General features: G+C 63.2%; 23 protein-coding genes. 5 read left to right on the plus strand and 18 right to left on the minus strand.

Features of this window, described 5'->3' with window-relative positions; translation table 11 throughout:
- Window positions 1-6: 6 nt before the first annotated feature.
- The 3 genes from A8M77_RS02145 to A8M77_RS02155 form a co-directional block, all read right to left on the minus strand.
- Complete coding sequence (locus tag A8M77_RS02145) at window positions 7-1551, minus strand: hypothetical protein (protein ID WP_143694528.1); 1545 nt, start codon at window positions 1549-1551, stop codon at window positions 7-9.
- 467 nt (window positions 1552-2018) lie between these two features.
- A complete protein-coding gene (locus A8M77_RS02150) occupies window positions 2019-2618 on the minus strand; it encodes a response regulator transcription factor (RefSeq protein WP_086919883.1) in 600 nt (199 codons plus the stop codon).
- A 260-nt stretch (window positions 2619-2878) separates the two neighbouring features.
- Window positions 2879-4126 (minus strand): site-specific DNA-methyltransferase, encoded by a 1248-nt coding sequence (locus tag A8M77_RS02155; RefSeq protein ID WP_086919884.1) that lies wholly within the window; start codon window positions 4124-4126, stop codon window positions 2879-2881.
- Between the two features lie 168 nt (window positions 4127-4294).
- Between A8M77_RS02155 and A8M77_RS02160 the strand changes: the two genes are divergently transcribed.
- Together A8M77_RS02160 and A8M77_RS02165 are read left to right on the plus strand one after the other, a co-directional pair.
- Window positions 4295-4801 carry a hypothetical protein gene (locus tag A8M77_RS02160; RefSeq protein WP_086919885.1) on the plus strand — a complete coding sequence of 169 codons (507 nt, stop codon included), beginning with the start codon at window positions 4295-4297 and terminating at the stop codon, window positions 4799-4801.
- A gap of 11 nt (window positions 4802-4812) precedes the next feature.
- Window positions 4813-5361: an HD domain-containing protein gene (locus tag A8M77_RS02165; protein ID WP_086919886.1), complete on the plus strand. Its 549-nt coding sequence runs from the start codon at window positions 4813-4815 to the stop codon at window positions 5359-5361.
- 58 nt (window positions 5362-5419) lie between these two features.
- Here A8M77_RS02165 and A8M77_RS02170 read toward each other — a convergent pair whose 3' ends face one another.
- The 11 genes from A8M77_RS02170 to A8M77_RS02220 all read right to left on the minus strand — a co-directional run bounded on the left by A8M77_RS02170 (window position 5420) and on the right by A8M77_RS02220 (window position 15083).
- Complete coding sequence (locus tag A8M77_RS02170; RefSeq protein WP_143694529.1) at window positions 5420-6043, minus strand: HNH endonuclease; 624 nt, start codon at window positions 6041-6043, stop codon at window positions 5420-5422.
- Window positions 6027-6497, minus strand: a complete 471-nt coding sequence (locus A8M77_RS35040; RefSeq protein ID WP_143694530.1) for a helix-turn-helix domain-containing protein — start codon at window positions 6495-6497, stop codon at window positions 6027-6029. Before A8M77_RS35040 ends, A8M77_RS02170 begins: the two co-directional genes overlap by 17 nt.
- Window positions 6498-6683: 186 nt before the next feature.
- Complete coding sequence (locus A8M77_RS02175) at window positions 6684-8126, minus strand: DUF4942 domain-containing protein (RefSeq protein ID WP_086919888.1); 1443 nt, start codon at window positions 8124-8126, stop codon at window positions 6684-6686.
- Window positions 8127-8484: 358 nt separating this feature from the next.
- Window positions 8485-9567 (minus strand): hypothetical protein, encoded by a 1083-nt coding sequence (locus A8M77_RS02180; RefSeq protein WP_086919889.1) that lies wholly within the window; start codon window positions 9565-9567, stop codon window positions 8485-8487.
- Window positions 9554-9943, minus strand: coding sequence for a hypothetical protein (locus A8M77_RS02185; protein ID WP_086919890.1), 390 nt, complete (start codon window positions 9941-9943; stop codon window positions 9554-9556). The genes A8M77_RS02180 and A8M77_RS02185 overlap by 14 nt, the downstream gene beginning before the upstream one ends.
- A gap of 12 nt (window positions 9944-9955) precedes the next feature.
- Complete coding sequence (locus A8M77_RS02190; protein WP_143694531.1) at window positions 9956-10327, minus strand: VVA0879 family protein; 372 nt, start codon at window positions 10325-10327, stop codon at window positions 9956-9958.
- 656 nt (window positions 10328-10983) lie between these two features.
- Window positions 10984-11436 carry an HAD domain-containing protein gene (locus A8M77_RS02200; RefSeq protein ID WP_086919893.1) on the minus strand — a complete coding sequence of 151 codons (453 nt, stop codon included), beginning with the start codon at window positions 11434-11436 and terminating at the stop codon, window positions 10984-10986.
- A complete protein-coding gene (locus tag A8M77_RS02205) occupies window positions 11433-12209 on the minus strand; it encodes a metallophosphoesterase family protein (RefSeq protein WP_238136673.1) in 777 nt (258 codons plus the stop codon). Before A8M77_RS02205 ends, A8M77_RS02200 begins: the two co-directional genes overlap by 4 nt.
- A complete protein-coding gene (locus A8M77_RS02210) occupies window positions 12149-12946 on the minus strand; it encodes a LuxR C-terminal-related transcriptional regulator (RefSeq protein ID WP_086919895.1) in 798 nt (265 codons plus the stop codon). The genes A8M77_RS02205 and A8M77_RS02210 overlap by 61 nt, the downstream gene beginning before the upstream one ends.
- Window positions 12947-13127: 181 nt before the next feature.
- On the minus strand, window positions 13128-14165 hold the full coding sequence (locus tag A8M77_RS02215; RefSeq protein WP_086919896.1) for a phosphoadenosine phosphosulfate reductase domain-containing protein: 1038 nt from the start codon (window positions 14163-14165) through the stop codon (window positions 13128-13130).
- A 90-nt stretch (window positions 14166-14255) separates the two neighbouring features.
- A complete protein-coding gene (locus tag A8M77_RS02220) occupies window positions 14256-15083 on the minus strand; it encodes a metallophosphoesterase (protein WP_086919897.1) in 828 nt (275 codons plus the stop codon).
- A gap of 109 nt (window positions 15084-15192) precedes the next feature.
- Here A8M77_RS02220 and A8M77_RS02225 point away from each other — a divergent pair, with 109 nt between their 5' ends.
- Entirely contained in the window at window positions 15193-15858 is a 666-nt protein-coding gene (locus A8M77_RS02225; RefSeq protein WP_086919898.1) for a hypothetical protein, read from the plus strand.
- A 300-nt stretch (window positions 15859-16158) separates the two neighbouring features.
- Here A8M77_RS02225 and A8M77_RS35045 read toward each other — a convergent pair whose 3' ends face one another.
- Entirely contained in the window at window positions 16159-16437 is a 279-nt protein-coding gene (locus tag A8M77_RS35045; RefSeq protein ID WP_143694532.1) for a hypothetical protein, read from the minus strand.
- Window positions 16438-16567: 130 nt separating this feature from the next.
- Between A8M77_RS35045 and A8M77_RS02230 the strand changes: the two genes are divergently transcribed.
- On the plus strand, window positions 16568-17383 hold the full coding sequence (locus tag A8M77_RS02230) for an OB-fold protein (protein ID WP_086919899.1): 816 nt from the start codon (window positions 16568-16570) through the stop codon (window positions 17381-17383).
- Between the two features lie 66 nt (window positions 17384-17449).
- Here A8M77_RS02230 and A8M77_RS02235 read toward each other — a convergent pair whose 3' ends face one another.
- The 3 genes from A8M77_RS02235 to A8M77_RS02245 all read right to left on the minus strand — a co-directional run bounded on the left by A8M77_RS02235 (window position 17450) and on the right by A8M77_RS02245 (window position 18332).
- On the minus strand, window positions 17450-17665 hold the full coding sequence (locus A8M77_RS02235) for a hypothetical protein (protein WP_086919900.1): 216 nt from the start codon (window positions 17663-17665) through the stop codon (window positions 17450-17452).
- Window positions 17666-17689: 24 nt separating this feature from the next.
- The gene (locus tag A8M77_RS02240) at window positions 17690-18010 is read right to left on the minus strand and encodes a hypothetical protein (protein ID WP_086919901.1); all 321 of its coding nucleotides are present in this window, start codon (window positions 18008-18010) and stop codon (window positions 17690-17692) included.
- Window positions 18011-18128: 118 nt separating this feature from the next.
- Window positions 18129-18332: a hypothetical protein gene (locus A8M77_RS02245; protein ID WP_086919928.1), complete on the minus strand. Its 204-nt coding sequence runs from the start codon at window positions 18330-18332 to the stop codon at window positions 18129-18131.
- A 230-nt stretch (window positions 18333-18562) separates the two neighbouring features.
- On the opposite strand from A8M77_RS02245, the gene A8M77_RS35050 reads away from it, so the two are divergent.
- On the plus strand, window positions 18563-19882 hold the full coding sequence (locus A8M77_RS35050; protein WP_143694533.1) for a hypothetical protein: 1320 nt from the start codon (window positions 18563-18565) through the stop codon (window positions 19880-19882).
- Window positions 19883-20427: the final 545 nt, after the last annotated feature.

Raw genomic sequence — 20427 nt, forward strand, 5'->3', positions numbered from 1 at the left:
CGTCCCTCACATCGCCCAAGGCCACAAAGCCGTCGATCCCTTCGTTGGGGCGTGGAGATAGGGATAGGTCTTCATAGCCTCCGCCAGCGCTTGGGGCTCCACGGACTTGTCTGCCTCGAAGTGCTGGTAGATCGACCGGTTCGTAGCCGCGCCGCCGACCGACCGTAGATAGTCGATGAGGTCCCGTTCCACCGGACGTTGCCATTCCCAGTAGTTGGATTCAGGCTTGTGCTTGAGTGCGACCGACCCGTGGCCAACCCGACGCATCCTGCCCGAGGCAACCAGGGCCTCAAGAAGCACCTCGTCCTCAACGAACCCTGACATGGGTTCCTTGAGCTTTTCACGTGCCGCGGTCATTCCCCTGGGCGGGGCTCTCAGCGCGAGCAGGGCCTGGGAAACGTTCTCGATGGGCAAGGGGCGAGGCCAGGCCGCGTGGAGCATATGCTCAACAACGCCTACGATGGGGCTCGCACCGATGACGACGCCATAGCCTGGTTGGGCCAGCCATTGGACTGCGCTCCACTCGTTCAGGATCTCGCGGAGAAGGATTTCTTTGCGAAGTCCTTCGCGATCATCGCCGAAAGCATCCGCGATGTGTTCGAAGCGGAACGCGCCCCTGGCTGCGGTCAGGTTTCGAGCGAATTCGCAGACCTCCAGAACAGTCAAGGGCTTGACGTCCTGGTTCCAGTAGAACAGGTCGAAGTCGGGGCCGTCGACAGCGATCGGGACGTTGTCCATGCGTCCGACCTTCACGAGGGCAAAGTCGGTCATGAATTTCGCCACGCCGATGATGTTCGAATGGCCGATGACCGGCGCGAGCCGGGCCTGAAGATGGCGAGCCCCAATGAAGCCCAGCGATGTGAGGTGGTCGGCCATTTCGGCCAAGGCGGGGGAATAGAAGGTGGCCGCGAGGAAGGGCGTCGCAATCGCCAGGAGCTTGCGGCGCAGTTGAAAGGTTTTCGGAGGCGCGGCTGCAGACCAGAAATGCGGATCGAACTTGCCATCCTCGGACACACCGAAGGCCCAAAGGAGGCTCTCCTCCGTCCACGGCTCAGGCGTGCTGGCATTCGCAATGAGTTCCCGCAGCACCCAGCGAATCTCCTGCGTGATATCCATTTTCTCCACCGCATCGAGCTGGGCCTCGAGGATCTTCGCTAGCTTTGATGCGCCAGGGATGACGCTCCGGTACAACTTTCCAATGACCTGCTGCGCATCGCGGATCTCGGGCCGGTTCAGTGACACGACCTTGTGCGCCTCGAAGAGCAGCCAGCCGAGCCGATAGTCGTCGCCATTGATCGTATGGCCCGACTGTGAGCGAAACCGGATGGCGTCGTTCTGGCGTTTGCGGCGCTCCGCTTTGGTGGCCGGTGGCGTCAGCACCAACTTGGCAGGGCGTCTGACAGGTGCCGATCCGGGCTTCGGCCCTCGTGGGGCCGCCGGCGGCGTTCCTTCATATCCGATCGTCTCCCAGTCCGCATCGGTGAACTGGTTCTGGTACTCGGGCTGCCGCGTGCCGGGGTCTGGCCGCAGCGCCTTCGTCAGGCGGTTCACGCTGGTTCCGATCCAGGGCAGAGCCGGTCCTAGGGCGTATCGCGTGGTGCCCAGTGAAACCTTCAGTCCTGGGGGCGAGCGCTCCGCGAGCACGATCTCGGAAGCGGCTTGATTCACATGCGCTCGCGTGAGCGTCCTCGGAACCTTCTGGGACGCCAGCATCCTCGAAAGAAGGGTTGTAAGGACGGTCTCGCAGTACTCGAGTTCCTCCGGGGTCAGGCTGGAAACGAAATCCGGGTATGCGAAACGCTCCAGCAGAACTGGATCTCTATTCGTTGGGAAAACCATTCTCCAAGGCAGTCCGTAGGCAATGGCGGGCGGCAGAGGAAGGATGGAAGCCATGGGGCGGAAGGATACTGCTGATTTTTTCGCGCATGGCGAAATTACAGCTTGCGCCGGGACAGTCCAATTCACGCCGCGTTTGCGCCGTATGCCCCCGTCTGCCACGGAGCCGGGCGCGGCCCAACTCAGTCGAGAAGATGGTTCGGCCGAAGCACGAAAAGGGCCCGCGAACGGTTGTTCACGCCAAGCTTCTGGTACAGACGCCAGAGGTGAACCTTGACGCTGACGTCTTCCAAGCCGAGTGCCGTCGCCATTTCCGCATTGGTGAGGCCCCGGTCCATCATTTGCACGAGCTGACGCTGGCGCTTTGACAGCTTGAACTCAGGGGCTCCAGATGGGGTGCCATCGTCCGAGCGGGGTCCCACGGCCAGGAGGGCCTTCAAGGCGTCGGCGTACTCATTGCGACCACTCGCCTTCTCGATGTAGATGTCCGCGCCAGAGGCAATGCAGATCTCCTCCATCTTGCTCGACGGGTGAGTCGAGAACACTGCGATCTGCGCCTTCGGGAACATGGACCGGACCTTGGCAACACCCGCGTCGGAGTCGTTGTCCGGGAGGTTGATGTCCATCGAGACAAGGTCGGGCGGTCCGTGATTGATCAAGGCGTCGTCGATGGCCGCGAGACTGCTGAGCTCGACGATGGTCGAGTGCGGGCGCAGGCGCTTCATGGCCATGACGATGGCATCGAGCAGCATTGGATGGTCGTCGACCGCATAGATCGTCATCGACACAGAAATGGTCCTCCTGACCCATTGCACATCCGGGGGTCGCGAAAAATGAATCTGGGTGTCGTTTCCGACGTCGCTACAGATGCGCTTCTGCAGCGTGGAAAGAGGCGTGCCGAGCAGTCGAGCCGCTCAGTGATGGGACACTTCGGTCCGGTTCGCGTCCATTCCAAGGCGGAGTCTGGCGCAGAAGCGGCACGGATGGCCGAACGAGCGGGAAAACAGTCCGCGTGAGCGCGAAAATTTGCGCGGTTTCGCGATCAGTTACGCCCCGCTGCGGCGGGGGGCTGCCAACCCTCCAGGTCGAAGCACGCGCGAAAGCCGGGGCGATCGCTCATGCGCAGGCCGCCGCCGGCTGCGTACTCGGCCATCATCTCCAGGGCCATCCAGCGGTAGCCGGCCTCCTCGCAGGCCATCGCCGTAGAGCACCACCCGCCAAAGGGATCGAGCACCAGCCCGCCAGGGGGGGTCAGGAACTCCACCAGCAGCTTGGCGAGCTTCACCGGCATCAGGGCGCCGTGCACCGGGAGGCCGACCGCCTTTGCCTCCTTGCGGGTCTTCTCGACCTCCCTGCTGACGTGGGGGATGGAGATCACGTTCCTGGGGATCTTCCCTGGGGTGACCTTGCCGAAGGAGCCCGGCCTGAGTGTGTAGGCGCCGTCGCCGTACGTGGCTGTGCGGGCCTCGCCACCGGCTGCCAGCAGCTGGGCGTGGCGCTTCGAATGGGGCTGCAGCACGCGGCGGTTGTCGGCGACGCAACGCACCGGGTCGTTGCAGAAGATCAGCACCGGCTCGTAGCCCACATTGAGCTGCTGGCGCTTGATCGACGCCCAGTAGGTCGGGCCCGGGGGCTTGGAAGGGTTGTGCCACACCGCGCGCTCGAGCAGCTGCAGGCCAAGGCGGTCATGTAGCGCCAGCGTGAGCCTCTCGACGTACATCGACCGGGCAGGGGACTTGGACAGGAAGATGTCGTTGCTCACGTTGAGGGCGATGCAGCCCCCGGCGATCAGGTTCTTCAGGAGCGGCTCCAGCGCGCCGCAGATGAAGTCGATGTACTCCCTCTCCGAACAGTTCCCGTACGCGCGCGCCTCGCGCAGCGGGTAGGGCGGCGAGGTGATGATCGCGGAGATCTGGTCCGTGAGCTTGCCTGCGAGCGTCTCGGTGCGCGTCCAGATGGCCAGGCCCAGATCAGTGCTGAAGGCCACTAGGGCGACGCCCTCAGGGGCTGGCGTCAGGTCTCCGTCCGGCTGCGCCTTCGGCGTGAGGCGCCATCGGCCTCTCTGGCCGGGTACTCGCTCTAGAAGGCCGAGGCGCCGAAGTGTCTGTTGCTGCCAGCGTACTTTCCTGTGCTCGAGGTTGTGGCGCTCGCGTGCGCGACCAACGGGCTTGCGTTCGCCGCCGTCGAGGTTGAGCGCCTTGTAGAGCGCTGCGTTGGAGATCCCGTCGTCGTGGATCTGGACGCCGCGGTAGGCCGCGAGGAGCGGCTCGAAGAGGTCAGACTGTTGCATTTGAGGTCGTTGTTCGCAGCGGTGTTCCACTGCAAACAAGATCGCATATCTGACATCGATCCCGCAAGGCGCCGAACGGGTCCTCCTCAATTGTCACGCTGTAACATCAGGTATAGCCGGGGGAGAGCGCCATAAGGCGAAGCCCGTCTCGGCAAACTGGATGGAGCCATGAAGACTCGGAAACTGGCCGCGTGGGCCGTCTTGACGGCGGCAATGATTGCCAACTTCGCTACCGCTCAAGTAGGCGCTTGGCGCCTCAATCGAGACGCTACTGCGGGCCCGCTGGCCCAGATTGACCTGCCGGGCACAGCGGGCAAAAGCCGAGTGGTTTTGATCGTGTTCGAATATGCTCGGCGATGCGACCCAATCTTCTCATTCGGCGAGTTTGCGGGGTCGCGGCCCGGGACCCCGAGATCACAGTCCCGGCTCAATGACAGCAAGATTGGCGTTTTTCTGAATGGCCGTTTCTACACGTGGCACGCCGCCCAGACGATTTACGACAACGGGTACGAAGCCGGCTTTGGAATGCCCAATGACCTCGTGATGGAAATGCTGATGAAGGTGAGCTCGCTGGAGTACGTGACGCCATCTGGTGAGCGTATAGCCTTGGCCACCACCAATCTTGATCGGACGTTCCGTGAAGCGATCGACCACTGCAGGAATCGTCTGAAGTAGGCGATGGCGAAATGACGACGCAGAACACTCCCACGAAAGCAGTTGCCGCTCGCGCCTTCGCCGTGGAGGCGCACGGGGAGCAGATGTACGGGCCGCACCGGTACTCTCATCACCTCGACGCGGTCGCAGGACTCGCGCGCCCATATGGTGACGATGCAGAGGCCACCGCCTACCTGCACGATATCAAGGAGGACGTCGCCGGCATGTCGTTCGACGCGCTTCGCGAGCGCTTTGGCAACGAGGTGACGGAGGCGGTCGATCTGCTGAGCGACCCACCGGGGGCCAATCGCAAGGAGCGAAAGGTGAAGGCCTATGGCCGGCTGGCGGTGACGCAGAATCGACTTGCTTTGATCGTGAAGCCGTGCGACCGCCTGGCCAACATGCGTGCCTGTGTCGCCGACGGGAACGAACGCCTCCTCGAGGTCTACCGCTCCGAGCATCCGACGTTCCGTGCAGCAGCCTATCGCCCGGGCCTGTGCGACGAGATATGGAGCGAACTGGATGAGCTTGCCGAGCAGCCGATCGTCGCGGACTCCGAACGGCCGAGGCCTTGCGGATAAGCGCGATTGGACGAAGCACCTCCGAAGTCGTGTTCACGATCGCGCCGCGACCGGCGCCTCATGTTCTGCCGGCGTTAGTCTTCCGGGCAGCTTTCCGTTCGGCCGCAAGACGATTCGCCTCGCGCTTGTCGCTGATCGCCTTTAGGTGAGCCTCCCGATAGAGCCTGATCTGCACGGCGGTCATGCGCTTGAAATTCGGGGGATCGACGATCTTGAGGTTTCGGAGATCGATCTTCCCGATCGCAGGTATGTCCGTCTGGTGCTGTCCGAGTAGAAAGACGGCATCCCACTCCTCTTCGGGCCGCTTCTGCCCGTCGTCCAGGTAGTGGATGATGTCGTGGCACCCGTTGCAGACCGTCGCAAGCATGGTGTCGTTCCGGCCCTCCAGCACGTCGCGTTCGTAGCTGCGGTGGTGGACGATGCTGCCGCGACCTCCACAGCACTGGCAGATCCTATTGTCGCGCTCGAGCACACGCTTCTTTATCTTCCTCCATCGCGCAGACTGCAGATACTGCTTGTGGTAGTCCATCTGCATGACATCGGTGATGCGCTTCTTTGGCAGGGCGGCTCTTTCACGCAGCTCGCGAAACATTTCCTGAACGACTTCGGGCGTCAGATCGGCCTGCTCCGCAAGCGGCACCGGGCGCGTTGGTCCGGGAGTTGCCTCAGACTGGTCGGACATCGATTGACGATCTCGTTGGCGCTGATGGGCTCACTGGATTGGCGCGGCATTCAGGGCAGTCGCACGCGGCGGTCGCCCGCAGCTGGCCGGCGATTCGCAACCACAGTTCGCGGCTCTCTGGGTCCTTGGCGCGCTCAGCGTGGAGCTCGGCCACGATCGGAGCCGGGTCGCTGTGCATCAATCGGGCCATGCGGACGACCAAAGAATCATCGGGCCGGGTTCGACCGCTTCGCCAGTGGGTGACCGATGTGTTGCTGATCCCCAGGACCTTGGCCAATCGGTAGTCGGTCTTGATCTGAAGAGCAGCCTTGAATTTCTCCAAGATGGCATCGGTGGTGGTCAGATCTTCGGGTCTCGGCCTGGCCGGCCGCCCCGACGCCTTTAGCGGAGGTGCGCGGAGGGCATGGTCGTCGTCAGGGCGCGGATTCGGATGCCAAAGCTCATGGGGCTTCATCTAGGCTTTCGTGGCAGGCACATGGGAAGGATCGTGCATTGTCCCAGCCCGCGGCAGCAATGGCGCCCGCCTGGCTCAGCCAAAGTCCGGTGTCAGCGGCCCACCCGGATGGCTCTGCCCAGGCCATTCATCCAACGCCTCGATCGCATCTTCGGCAAACTCGTAGGAGTAGCGCTGCTTTGGCTCTCATGGCCGCGTGGCAGCGTAGATCGCCACGCTGACCCCGGTACCAGCGAACTCGTTCGAGAACACGCCGGACCATTCGCCCACCCAGCCTTCGAGCAGATCCTTGCCGCACATGGAAGCCGGCAGGATAGCAACGATCCTCCCGCCGGCTCCGACCAACGTCGAAGCCTCTTGCAGGTGCGCCAGGGCGCGGCCGTCGGCGAAGGGGGGATTCATCAGAACTTTGGACCACCTGGTGGCGCCGGTGCGCGCAACTGCTGCCCATTCGATGAAGTCCGCCTTGTGCGCCTGGTATCCGCGCGCGCGCAGCACGTCGCACCGCAGGCCCGCGATCTCGATGCATGTCGTCCGATCGGCCGGCAGCAGGCATGCGAGACCGCCAATGCCGGCGCTCGGCTCCAGGTAGGCGTCCTGCGGGCGATCGGCGCCGAGCATGTCGAATGCGGCTTCGGCTACGGTGCTCGGTGTGGGATAGAACTGGAAGGACGCAGCGTCTGGAATGCATCCAGAAATCCGGATGGTGTTGAGGACAGCGCTCGGGTTGAAATCGAACGTGTAGCCGTACTTCGAAGGCACGCCCCCGATGCTCTCCAGCACGCGCTCGGCTTCGCGTACAGCGTGCTTTCCTTCGTCGTTGCCGCTGCCATAGGAGAACGAAAACTCCCAAGTGCCGGCCGCCTCGCTTCGACCGACGCCGCCAGCTTCCAGCAGGCGCAACACCGCAAAGGGCAGGGGTCGCTCCATGAGCTTGAACGTCTTGGACTTGGTCTTCGGGCGCGCGCGGAACTTGGCCGGGATGGCCATCGGATACAGGCCCGCCAGCACGTTATTCAGCCGAAATGCGACCTCCGGATTGATTTCCAGGTGCGCGGTGCCGACTCCTCGATAGATGCGGATGCGCACCGCACCGCCGTCGATGTCGTGCCACTCGCCCCAGGCGTGCATCTCTGAGATTCGGCGAAGCAGGTTAGCCGTCTCATAGTGCTTCAAGCCGCCGGGGCGGCCCATGAACGTCGCGATCACGGAGCGCAGATCGTTGATGAGGCCCGCGCGGCTGTGGTTCGGGTATCCATCCCGCAGCACGTAGTCGAGGATCATCCGCTTCGAGAAGCCCTCCGGCTGGTTTGTTACATGCGTTCCTGAGAGGCCCCGGAAGATGCCGTCCACGCGCTCGCAGAAGAACTTGTGGCGCGAGGACAGCAGATCGGCGATCGTGGGCCTGACGGCTTCCTCGGTGAAGGGCACGGTCTTGCGATCGGAGATGGCCTTGTTCCACTGATCACGGCGGCATTGCGGCATGCAGTCCAGGACGTCGGTGAGCGCGAGCGCTTTCGACCAGTAGCTCGCATCGAGCACTGCGAGCGCGTCGTCCACGTTGGCGAGGGAGCTGAGGGAGAGGTAGTGTCCGCCGCGGATCTCGCTGGCTTCCAGGAAGTAGCTCATCGCCGCGCGGAACTCTTCACCAAGCAGCGCCTCGGCGAGCTGCTCGATGCCGCGCTTGTGAGCCGGGCCTTCTGGAACGGCTCTTTCACGAACACACCCGATCTGAACCGCGCTGCTGGATAGCTGCCGGAGTAGTGGTGTTTTTCCACGAAGGCCTTTGCCTCGCGCTCTTCGATTGGCTCGACGCTCGCGCGGCGCGGGTCGAATATCTCGCCTGCTGGGCGATAGCTGGCACGGCCGTGGTTCCAGCGCTGGCAGTGCAGGTCGAGTCGTTGCGGGTGGCCTTGAGATGAAGTGAGGAGCCGGACGTCATCAGGCCAAGATACCGGCCCGATTGCAATCGCGTAAGGGCAGTTAGCTAGAAATTGCCGACGCGCTGAATCTTTCGAAGGGCGTTGGTGTTCGGCCGCCAGTACTTCACCTCGCCGGTGCGGAACTCAGCCTTGCGATAGAAGTAGGCGTTGCTGCTAAACATGATGGTCCATTGCTCCAATCGAGCTTTGGTGCCCTTCACTTCAAGGCGTGCCACCCTGGAATGATGCGCGAGGTTGACGAAGGCATGCCATTGCTCAACGTCGTCGGATGCGAGAAGCTTGTACTCTGCATCGAAGCCTAGGTTGGTAAACAGCATGGCGAAATTCAACCGCACCGCTTCTGCGCCCACGTAGAACTCGGAATCTGTATAGGTCACGGTTTGCCAGAACGCTCGACTGGCCTTGCGGCTGAATCCGTTCATGGGATCAATGTACTTGACCTCGATGCCGAACGGACCCGCTTCGAATCCTGCATCGATCAAGTGCTGCTTGGGGTAGGCCACAAAGTCGATGCGAACCCCCAGGTCCTCCGCAAGGTGGCGGCCTCGCACTTCCTCGTGGAGGAAGAAATCGGCCTGAAGGTGGCTCTTGAGCCACGCCGACAACTCCACCTCGGAGGCGAAGCGATTCGTGGAGGCGGCGAGTTCGTCGCGTCTCCTCTTTTTGACCGCGGAGATCCTTTGTTGAAACACCTGGAGAGCGGCCGTCTCTCCATCGATCTCGCTCATGCGTGAAAGAAGTTCGTCGACCGAGTCAGCCATGTGTTGCCGAGCATCTTGTCGGGCCGTTGTGGGGTCGAAAGGATCACCGCCACCAGCGCTTGCAAGGTCGGCGCGAGCCTTCTCACGGAGCAGCTCCCCATACTCGCGCATCACCTCCTGGTGCCGCGCCACGAGCTTCTGGTCGAACGCCTTAGGCTCGACTGGTGGACGCGGCTCGGGGCTGCCGACTTGGCTGCCGCATCGCATGCACTGCTGTACATGGTGAACAGCTCCCCCGGTGACGATGCGCTTCCGAAGCTCGGTTCGATGCTGCCGCGCGTCTTCGCAGCGCACCTGGTCCAGCGCAGGTCGCAACCGCTCGAGACGTTCCTCGATCGAAGCACCGCCGGACTCACTCAAACGCATACGAAACCCTCCTGCCGATCATTCGGCGCTCGATGATACTGAGCGAGTCACGGTTGCCGGCCAGGACGTTCTTCCCCACTGAACTGAGAAAGCACGCGCCCGGCGTGGTGCGCAGCCACTCGTCGGCTGTCCCGTGCGAGAACTTCAGGCCCAGGAGCTCGGCCACAGCCGGGCCCTTGGTGTGGCCGTGCCGGAACGCGAGCAGGATGCTCATGGCGTGCTGGTGATGGCCCGGGGCAACGTAGAAGACGCCGTAGCGGCGGTCGTAGACGAACGGCTTGTTGAGGTCGGCTTTGGCGAGCGGCTCCGGCAGCGACATGTGCGCATCGCACATGGCCCACCATTGCTCGTTGGTGAAGGGGCGAATATCAAGCATCGGCCTCTTCCCTCAGGCCGCCGCAGCGGTGGTGGCCCCTGCAAAAGCAAACACATGAGTGATCGCGCCGTCCTCGTGGCGAACCGCCACTGGGTTCAGTCGGATGAGACCACCACCGGCGTAGGTGCACGGCCCGCCTTCCTTCCTGAAGGTGCGCGAATCGTCGGCGCCGATGTAGCGGCCGACGCAGGAGAACGCGGCTTGCGTGTCCTTTGCGCCGGCGTTCTTCCAGTCCTCGACCGCGGCGACATGTCCGCAGCTCGGGCACACGAAGCGCCATCTCAGTGGATCTGGCCCGAACAAGCGGGAGGCCTCGGCGCGCCATTGCTCAGCGGAGAGGACGCCGTCGCCGGCAATGCTGTCGGAAGTGCTGGTTTCGTTCACGGTGATAGCTTGTCGCGAGGATGAAAACAGTATGCGGGACTGCATTCGATTCGCGCAAGGCGGAACGCCACTTTTCCGAGCCTGACCTCAGCTACGCGAGGCGGGCTTGCTGGAGCATTTCATCCGATATGCACCGAAAGCACCGGCCGCCGCAGTTCCAGCGGTACCGGCCGATGTAGCCCGTGCCGCTGCACCTGTTGCACTGCGGGTCTGCCAGCTGGCGCCACAGGGCTCGAGAGGCGGGGACGGGTCCAGCGCTGCGGCTTTCATGAGGCGCGTCCTGTCTTGAAAGCCAGTCATCGAACTGGTCGGGGTCGTTGGGATCGATGTCCACGTGTTCACAAAAATCAGCCCAGTCGCTCATGTTTCACTCCTTTGAAGGCCGGACTGAAGGACCTGCTGCGAAACTGCAGCTTTGTGTACAATCAATCCGAGAGGATTGCGAATGCAAACCTTCAAAGAAGCGCCGGAGGCGCCTGATCTACTGAAGATCTCTCGTACTGCACTGAGTTGACTGCAGTACTCTGAAAGCTGGACGCGCACATGCTGCGCCAGGCATAGCGGCCCTCTCCTCCCCCAATTCCCCGCGAATCGACACGCTGAGTCGAGGCGACCTTTCGTTGGAACTGCCGGTCACAATGCCGGCCGGCGGCAGTTTATGGACGCGAAGCGAGGTGGGCGCGCAGGGCCTGGGCCGCCTGGTCATCGAACCCGACGAACGAACCGCAGGCGACCAGGTGATCGACGTGGCGATCGAACTGCCACTCCGCGTCATCGAGGGCAACCCACGGCTGGTCAACGCCCCCATGCGCCTCAAGCCATGCGCAGATCTCGCCTTCGCGCCTAGCGTGCACGTAGCCGGCCGGATCGCGCCTTGGGGGCGGAGTCGCTCCGATGATGCGTGCGCCGATGTCGGGCGAGAAGAACGAGCGCAGCTCGTCGAGCGAGAGGCGCTCGCGCCACGTCGAGCTGACGACAATGCCTACGTGCGGGAAGTCGCGCAGCAGCGCCTCCAGGCGCGGCAGGAAGCAGAAGTCGGTGCCGTCGTTTGGAAGGTGGCCTTCGCCTTCCGGATGCAGAACGCCGTCGAAATCCAGGAAGAGGATCATCGTGGCCCCCGTCCTTCGATGAGCGGCCAGGCCAGATGGGACCCCATGTCCACGCCGAAGGCCCGGAAGGGCGCAGAGGCGGGCATCAAGCCCTCGTGGACATAGTCGATCGCGCGGTGGTGGTGCCCATGGACGGCAAGCGTTGCGCCCAGGGAGGCCGCCAGTTCGCTGATCGCCGCAAAGCCGTTGTGCCGCATGCCCGGCGCCGCCGCCGGCGCCTCATGCGACACGAGAACATCGGCCTCCAGCCCGATCATCGCCTCGTACTCGTCGAGAAAGATGCTCGAGTGGTGCTTGCGAGCGATGCCGCCGCGCCATGGGCCCTCCACCGTTCCTCCTCGGGTCACATGGCGCAGCATGTCGGCGCGGGAGCGGAACGGGGCGTTCGCCTCTGGCTCGTCCGGGTTCCAAATCTTGCCCCGGAAGACCCCGCCCAGGCCGGCAACCCGATACCCGGCAATCTCGACCACCCGGCCGTGCAGATTGCGATCCGCGAGCTCCGAACCCCAGAGGTGGTCGTAGTCGGCGTCCGTGTCCGTGTCGTGGTTTCCGTGGATGTACCAGATCTGCGTGAGTTCGCGAATCGACTGGAGCTCGATATGCAGCGGCTGACGGGCTTGGAGGTCGCCGAGCAGGATGATCGCCTCGGGTCGATAGCGCTGGACCGCGGCGATGATGGGCCTGAAGTCCCCGTGCGGATCACCGAAGAACATCAGCTTCGGCGCTGCGAAGATGGGTGCGGGCGAGGGGAGAGGATGCTGAGAGCTGGACATCTGGGCTCCTGGCTGGAGCCGAACTGGTCAGCGCTCCGTGGGTATGAGGGGAAAGGAGGGCGAGGAAGGCTCGGTATGGAGGCCTCCGTATCGGTGCCCGTAGTTCGTTCCCGCGCAGCTTTCTGGTCTGCCGCCCCGATGAGGAGGTCGTTCGACCGCGTGTAGTGCAAGGCTTGCGTGCGGCTCTTGACGCCCAGGCGTTTGAACAGGCGGTACATGTGCACCTTGACCGTGTCCTCGCCAATCCCGAGGCGATCGGCGATATCGCGGTTGGTCGCCCCCTCGTTCAGCAAGCTGACCAGCTCGAGCTGGCGCTTGGTGAGCGGTTCGTGGTCGACAGGGCCCGCATCCGATGCCTCGGCGCCGTCGGTGCCGCCCGACAGGAGCGTGCGCAGGGAGGTGGCCAAGTGCTTGCCCCCGACGTCTTTGGCGACGTAGAGATCTGCGCCGTGGGCCAGGCACTGAGCTTCCATCTCCTCTGCAGGCGAAGACGAGTAGACGGCCAGGGGCGCGTCGGCGTACGTCCGCTTCACCTCGGCGACGCCGTCGCACCCGTTCGTGTCGGGAAGGTTCAGATCGAGGCAGACCAATTCCGGCGGCCCGTGCTTGCTGACTGCTGCATTCAGGCGAGAAAGACGATCGAGTTCGACGATGTTCGCGGCGGGGCGAAGAGTCCGCAGCACCATCGATACGGCGTCGCGGATGAGAGGGTGATCGTCGATGACGTAAATGCTCATGGGGGCGTGTCGCGTCACGCCCGTGTGGCGTGATAGTTGCTTGGAAAACTCACCATTTTGAGCCCGGATCGGCAGGGATCCCCAGTTGGAACGGTGTGATCGCGTGGGTTGAGTGCGACGTTTCACACGAACTGACGCCGGCGCGCTCCTTCTGCCGGGCCCGGGGGGTCGCTCGCACGGTTCAGGTCGGGCCGCAGCTTTCGCCGAACGCTCCTGCCGGCAGCTTCCAGCTTTCGACCACGATCGGCGCGTCCCAGGTCGTAGCCATCGCGCGCTCAACCCAGATGCCGACAGCCGCGGGGTAGGGAACGCCCTGATCGGCCATCTCGCCGACGGTGAGCTTGCGGTCGATCGTCACATCGAAGTTGTGTTCATAGGCAGCGATCCGGCCGAATGCGCGCGGCGCGATCGCGCGATTAGTAGCCCATTGGTGTTTCGAACCAAACACGCAAAATTGGCACGAAACACGTCCGTATCCAAGCTCGTACGCGGGATGAACTTGCAATCGATGCCGTTCAATGATAGCCCATACTTGCGCTTCGGACCAGCTGTGCACCGCCCGCCAGTGGTCGATGTGCCGGGCGAGCTTCCCGCCGCGGCCATCCGCGCGGTGCTGCTCGAACGTGGCGTAGCGCGCACGCGAACTGGATTCCTCGGCCCGTTCGCCGGTGACCACCAGCGTGCGCTGGTTCTGGAACTTCGGATCGTTGCGCAGGTACGCCACGCCGACGTCGATTTTGGACACGCTCGAGCACCAGCGGACACTCAGGGAGGCTGCCTTCTGCGGGAACTTGCGCCGCGTGCCGAGCGGGCCGTTGACGCCGCCGGTCTGAATGCGCTGGCCGTCCTTGTAGAAGACCACCGGCGCCGTTCGCGTCTCCTGCCTGCACATCTCGCGCTCGATCCCGCCCTCCCTCCACGACGTCTGATATTCCATGCCCAGGTGGCGCGCCAGGGCCTGGCCATAGGCCAGGGTCACGGGCCAATCCATCAGGCCGTCGCCCGCGGCCGGGTCACCGTCGACGTTGTGGTGGTGCAGTTCGATCCTGTTCGCCGGCACACCCAGCTCCAGCAGGTGGAGCACGGAGGCCAGGCTGTCCTTGCCCGTTGAGAAGAAGCAAACGATCCGGTCGTAGGACGCCAGATCTGGAATCCCCTCGTCGTTGATGTAGGCGAGGCCGTCTTCGGAAGTGGCGGTATCGATGGCGAGCAAGGTCATGCAACCAGCATACGGACCGGATCCGCAATGGCGCTAGGACAGATCGAAAAAAAATGTCCGCGCCGATACCGCGGCGCGAACCGAGGATGCTCAGACCTCGACGATCAGTCTGGGGTTGAACGCGGGATTCAGCTCGGGCTTGAACGCGTTCGCGTAGCCACGGGGATTGCAAACGACCCGGGTGTTGCCGACCCGATAGTCCATGCTGTCATGCAAATGTCCGTGGATCCAGAGCCTGGGGACTTCGAAGAAGCTCTCAGGAAGCTCGTTCACGTACGCTGCCGAGATCCAGTCCGAAGCAAACTTTCGGTGGAGCGATCGGCGGTGCGGCGCATGATGTGTCACAACGACCGTGGGGCCCTCGAAGGGCTCGGCCATCTTCTCGGCGAGCCACTGGCGCTGCACGAGATGAAGCGCGGCGGAGTCCTCGGGCGTCAGGTGGCGCTTGCGCCGCTTGACTCTGTCGGGATAGCCGCTGCGGCCGACATTCTCGGCCACCCGGATGCACTTGTAGTCGCTCATCGTTCGCTGTGCGGCCTTCATGGCGCGAGCCACATCGGTAACAGCGCCCGCATCGGTCTCGATCGTGAGCGAGAAGTCGGTCCACAGGGTCGTTCCAAGGAACCGTACGCCCTGGAGCACCGCCTCGCCCGGACTCAGTGCATAAACGTTGCTGGCAGCTGCTTGGCGCATGTCCGACAGCGCCGTGTCCATGACGCCGCCGTAGAACTCATGGTTGCCCGGCACAAAGATGATCGGTGTGTGCTCGGCGAAGTTGCCGGGCCGCTTCGCCCAGCGAAGCGCCTTTGCCGCGGTTGCCGCGATGTCGCCCGCCAGGATCACGGCGTCGACCTCGACAGCGGGCACGCGGAAGGTGCCGGAGTCGATGTGCAGGTCGGAGAGGACGAGGAGCTTCATGTGGCGATCAGCTTACGGGAGACGCTCCCGATCGCGCTAGGGCGGGGGGCGGCCGGCTTGCAAATCGGAGGCGTAGCATTCCGGGTAGTCTGTCCATGGAAGCGAACAGTTGTCATCGTTCAAGACCCAGGCGCTGCTGCGGCGCGTTGCCGCCCCCACCGGCCCGGAGCGTTCGTTCTGGAAGGCCGTTGGCGCCCTGGCGCAAGAGCCCAGGCCGAACTGGGGCCTCGATCTGCACGCGGGCCGGCAGCCCCTGGCGACCGACGCGTTCGTCTACCTGGTCGACACGAGCAATGTCTGGATCGCGGCCGCGGCGATCTCGCCGGCGCAGCTGGTCGCAGTGAGGGACGAGGTCGAGGGGGGCGACGGCCACGAGCTGCGCGCGCGCGCAGCCGTGGCCATGGCAAGCGCCAGCCAGGCCGTGCAGCCGAAGGAGGGATCGATGGCGTCGCCGGAGACGCTGCAGGCGTTCGCTGCGGGCCTGCGCGCGATCGCCGCGGCGCCGGGGTTCATCGCCACGGCCGAGCAGTCACCGGAGCTCGACAACTACCATTGGATTCTGCTGCTGTACCGCCGGGTCGACGGCGAGGTGGTCGCTGGGTTTGGCTACGTCGATGAACCGATACCCGGCATGCTCGATCGCGAGACGCTGGTCGAGTTCGTGGGGAACATGGTGGAGATGGATCTGACCGAGGACACGAGCGTCGGGGTTGCAGTGCGAGAGCATGGAGGCGTGGACCTCGCGGCCGCGCTGTCGCACGTTCGACCAGCCTGAAGCGTAATGAAAACGACCAGTCAACCGCGCAGCGGGCCGTGTCCTGAATCTGATCGCTCCGGCGCGAGGCTTTTCGGTCGCCTTGCTTCTCGGGGTCCTGGTGCGTCTGGGCGGGTAGCACCGGGTGAGCAACGCCGGGCCGGCTTTACGAGTCAGCAAGTCGTTCGAAGAGGGATTGGTTCTCCCTGTAGATCCGGCGCATCGTCGCGCGGATGGCGGCGGGTGAAGGTGATGGCCGCTTATCTTGCTTCGCTACCTTCGCCCGGAGCCGAGACAGTAGCTTGCGCCTGGCGCGCAGCTTCATGGTGCCTCCTGAGGCTCACGCTTCTTCGGTTCGCGCGGCGGAACTGGTGATGGGCGGCGCGACGGTGCTGGCGACATACGGGTGTGATCGGTAACGCGGAACAGAATGAAGTGGGCCGACGCGGTCGCGCAAGGGCGACGGGCGAGTGCGGGGCCGCTGGTCAGAGCGTTGATCGAACGCGTGAGTTCAAGTTCCTCATGCACGCCCGAGCCCAGCCACGAGGGCATGCGGAGGAGAGTGGCGGAGCGGGAGAACAGGTCGATGGTGTCGGTCATGCGCCGATCGTACCGGGCGCGAGCGCTACGCTTCCCGGCGCTGGCTCAGCAGCACCCCTGGGCGCGCGGACTCTGAATCGGCTCCTTCGCGCTTTATAGTTCCACCACCACCTCTCATGACGATTTCGGCGTGACCAAACACCTCCTTCACCTCGCTCTGACTGCCATGCTTCTTGTAGGAGCCACTGCTGCGCCCCTAGCGTCCTTCGCCGCACCCGGCCAGGTTCTCGTGAGCTCAGCAAAGGGTGCGACCCCATATCAGTTTGACCTCCAGTTCATGTCGCTGTTCGAGTACCTGCTGGCAGACGATATCTCCGGCTTCATACGTGGCGATGAGACATTGCTTGGCCAAAGGCTCGATCTTGTTGTGACAACGCCAAAAGAGGTCGCAAAGATCTATGCCGACAACCAGGTTGCTGGAGATCAGAAGTTCTTCAGGAAGCGGCTGCTTCTGAGCGGAAAGATTGAAAGCATCAGCAGTGGCCTGGGTAACACACCCTACATCGTCTACCGGGATACAGGCCCGATCGGGGCTCAGGCGCACCTCTCTAGGGACCTTGCCCCTGCTGCAGCACAACTAAAAAAGGGCCAGTCCGTCGCGCTTGTCTGCAACGGAAAAGGCTCGGTTGCAGGCGTGCCCATGTTTGGCGACTGTCATTTCGCAGCGAGTATCGCGAAGGAAGAGGGCGCCAAGCTTGGCAAAGAGGTTGAGCGCTTCCTCAAAGGCGAAGCAACCACTCCGTCAGCGGTCCGCCTGACCGTTTCGGTCGAGGCGATGGCACGTGCTGTCGACGACAAGGTCGACTGTTCCAAGGGCTGTTCAAAGGCGATCAATCAAGCGCAGGCCAGCGACCCAAAGCGCATCGCCGAAATCATCGCGAAGATGCGAGCTGCCGGCCTGAAGATCGACGCTGAATCGGAGGCAAAGTTGGTGAAGGCAAAATAGCCCGGTGGCGGGCAGTCTACTTTGCTGCACGGTGGCTTCTGCGGTCAGCATAAACATCAGCAGCGGTCAATCGTCCGTGGCTCTGAGCTTCGCGAGTGCGGCTTGGCGCTGTTCCTCGGTACCGCCAAAGACGATGTCCTCGAACGTGCCGTCGCTCTTGAAAACTCGGTGAGCCATGACGACGTCGTCCAACTCGCCGGCCTTCGCAGCAGCGAGGAGCCTCTCGAGATGCTCGACCACCGCTTCTTGACCCCATACCAGGGTTTTGCGTTCGGACTTCATGGGGCGGTTCCTAATGGGGCGTTTTCATGCGTCGACATCGACCAGATCTGCATGGCGATCGCGGTAGCGGTCGCGCAGCAGCGCGGTAGACCACCATAACAGAGCGACGTTCGCGCACAGCCCGATGCAGACGACCAGGGCGGCGCGGTCGGCGAACCCTTCGCCGAAGTCAAGGAGAAGAAGGGCGAGAGACCAGGGCAGGGCGCATAGGATCGCGACGGACAGCAGGATGCTTTGCTCGGTGGGGTGCAGTGTGGCCACCGCCAGGGCGAGTGCGAAGACCGAGCTCGCACCGGGCAACCACCATGCGTGGTGGTACCAGAGAGGGGCGCGAGTAGTGCTCATGACCCGAAATTGTGGGGCGGGTCGGCATGACACCGCCGCGAAGGATCGCACGTTGCACCGCGAAACTGCGATCTGTCGCGCGCCGCCCACAGAGCGTCGAGAGAAGGCGCTGTGCGGCCTACGCCCTGATGATTTCCACCGGGCCAGTGCCGGAGTAGACGGTTTCGCCAGTCTTCAGTGCGGTGACGGTCCAGCGCTCGCCGGGTGTGATGTTGTAGGCGCCCGGCTCGAATGGGAGATCGGTTTCCTCATGGACGCCCGGACCAAGCCAGGACGGCATGCGCAGAATGGACGCCGAGTCGGCGAAGAGGTCTTGGTTCATGGGCATTCGGTCGATCCTACCTGGGTCCAATTGCCGGATTCTGCATGCGATCCCCTGCCCCCTTGTGTGCGCCAGCCGGCCGGCGCTAAACTACCACTAGCTGCCCAAGCCCGCCGTGCACCCGCATCCTGCGGAAGGTGAACCAGGGCCGGATCTTTCCCACCCGCTTTAGTACCTTGAACTGGGCGCGGCAACGTGCACACCGCAACGCCCAAACGTTCGAGGTGATCATGAGCACATCCCCATCCGAGGGCGCCGGTGCGCCCGCTGAAACCAATCTGGCCGAGTACGACGGGCCCTGGGACAAGCTGCGCGCACGGGTCGAGCCGCTGCTTGGCGATCTCGAAGTGCACATGGGCGAGCACTGGCATGTTGCGTTGGATCAGATCTTCACGAGGGCCGACCTGCGGGTGGCCGAGCGGCTGCGCTATCGAGGAAAATCTGACCGTCAGTGGTTCGCGGTTCGCCCGTTCCTTGCCACTAATCCCATCCATGATTCTGATCTTCGGTGCGCTCCATCATTCGAAAAGGCCGTGGGGCATCTTGTCGAGGAGTGTCGCCGTCGCAGCACGCTTCCGACGGCAGTCAAGCTCGATGCAGATAGGCAAACACTCGACCTGTGGTCTGGCGCGGAACTGATGTTCAGCGTGCGACCGATCGAGATGAGACGCGTCTCAGACGCAGCGCGCGAGCGGGCAGAAGGAACAATCATCGGGTTGCGAAAGTTTGACCATCCCGAGGCGGAATTGCTTAAGCGGGTGCACCGCTGGCCTGGTCTAGGAGGGGTCGCGCAAGAGAAGAACATGAAGCGTGGGCGAGCGGGGGCTCCATACCCTGCGGCTGAGTTCTGGCATCATCCAGTGCCTAAGGAATGGCTACTGTCGGCTCGCGCCCTCTGCGCCCGATGCGGCCGTCCAGATCCTGAGAGAAGCTTCCTGGAGTCGGTAGCGGCGGCGGCGTTAGACGCTCCTTCTTGGAACCACCTGGCGTCGCTGCATGGCGACCGAACATCCGAACTGGATGGGCCATGGTGCCTTCATGTGTACGCAGAGTCGGAGGCGGACCTTCAGGACCATGGCTTCTACTCGGACGCCATTGACGCAGTAGCTGACTTGTTGACGCGCGCGCCAGCTGAGTTCATTGCGAAATGGCCGCGGGCCGAACTCCACTTCAGCGGCATGTCGGATCTTCCGTACTACCAGTTCATGCGTCGCACCGGAAACGAACACCCGTTCGATTGGCCTGGCCCCACCGTCGGAGTGACTGCGATCGCGGATGTAGCTGAAACGGACGAGGAGGACTTCCTGGTGGATGTTGCTCGCGCACTTTCTTCCGTCGATCCTCGGCCCCTCGAGGCGCTCTTCGGCATCGGTAGAACGGACGAAGAGCGTCTTGGTCTGATCGACACCTGGGCCGGTGAGCATCCTTTGGTTAGCGATGGTCCATGGCGATTCACCACGTCTGGAACCCAAATGCAGTGCAAAGCTCTGGGCTCGCCGGTTCGACGAAGGCGGCAGGTGCATCGAACATGTCGGTGTTGCTGCCTATAAGGCGCAGCTATATCCGTGGCGTAGCCACCGGGTGCTGTGTGGCGAATACGATGGAAAAGGTCCCGTAGCCATCTTCGAGAACCTTTCGAGTCCGACCTTGGAGAAGTTGGAGCATGTCCTACCGGCGCAAAGGCGATTGACGCGAGGGAAATGGGGGGATTGGCCGGGGTTCGACGAACCGGCTAGCGGGCCATATGTAGATCCGAGCTTCGCGAGCATTGTTGAGCGATTCGAAGCCGAGCGCAAAATCGATCCGCAGTAAAGCAAACCTCTCTTGCAGCAGTTGAAGGCCGCCACCGAATGCGGACTGCTTGTCCGCAGCGCGCATTCTTGGTATGCGTCTGGCCAAGTCACCTTGCCCCCGAGCGGGCGAGCGTGTAGCCGGTAACTGCGCTCAGGCAGACGGCTTCCAGCGGTGCGGCAGCAGGTCTTCGATTCGGCTGGCCGGTTGAGTCGTAAGCGTGCGACCGAGGCCCTCTTGAATGCGACGTACTGTATGAAGACGATCGTGTGATCGTGCTCGCCGAAGGATGGTGTGCACTTCA

Origin of the sequence: Variovorax sp. JS1663, assembly GCF_002157355.1 — a bacterium.
In the GTDB taxonomy this organism is placed as follows: domain Bacteria; phylum Pseudomonadota; class Gammaproteobacteria; order Burkholderiales; family Burkholderiaceae_C; genus Variovorax.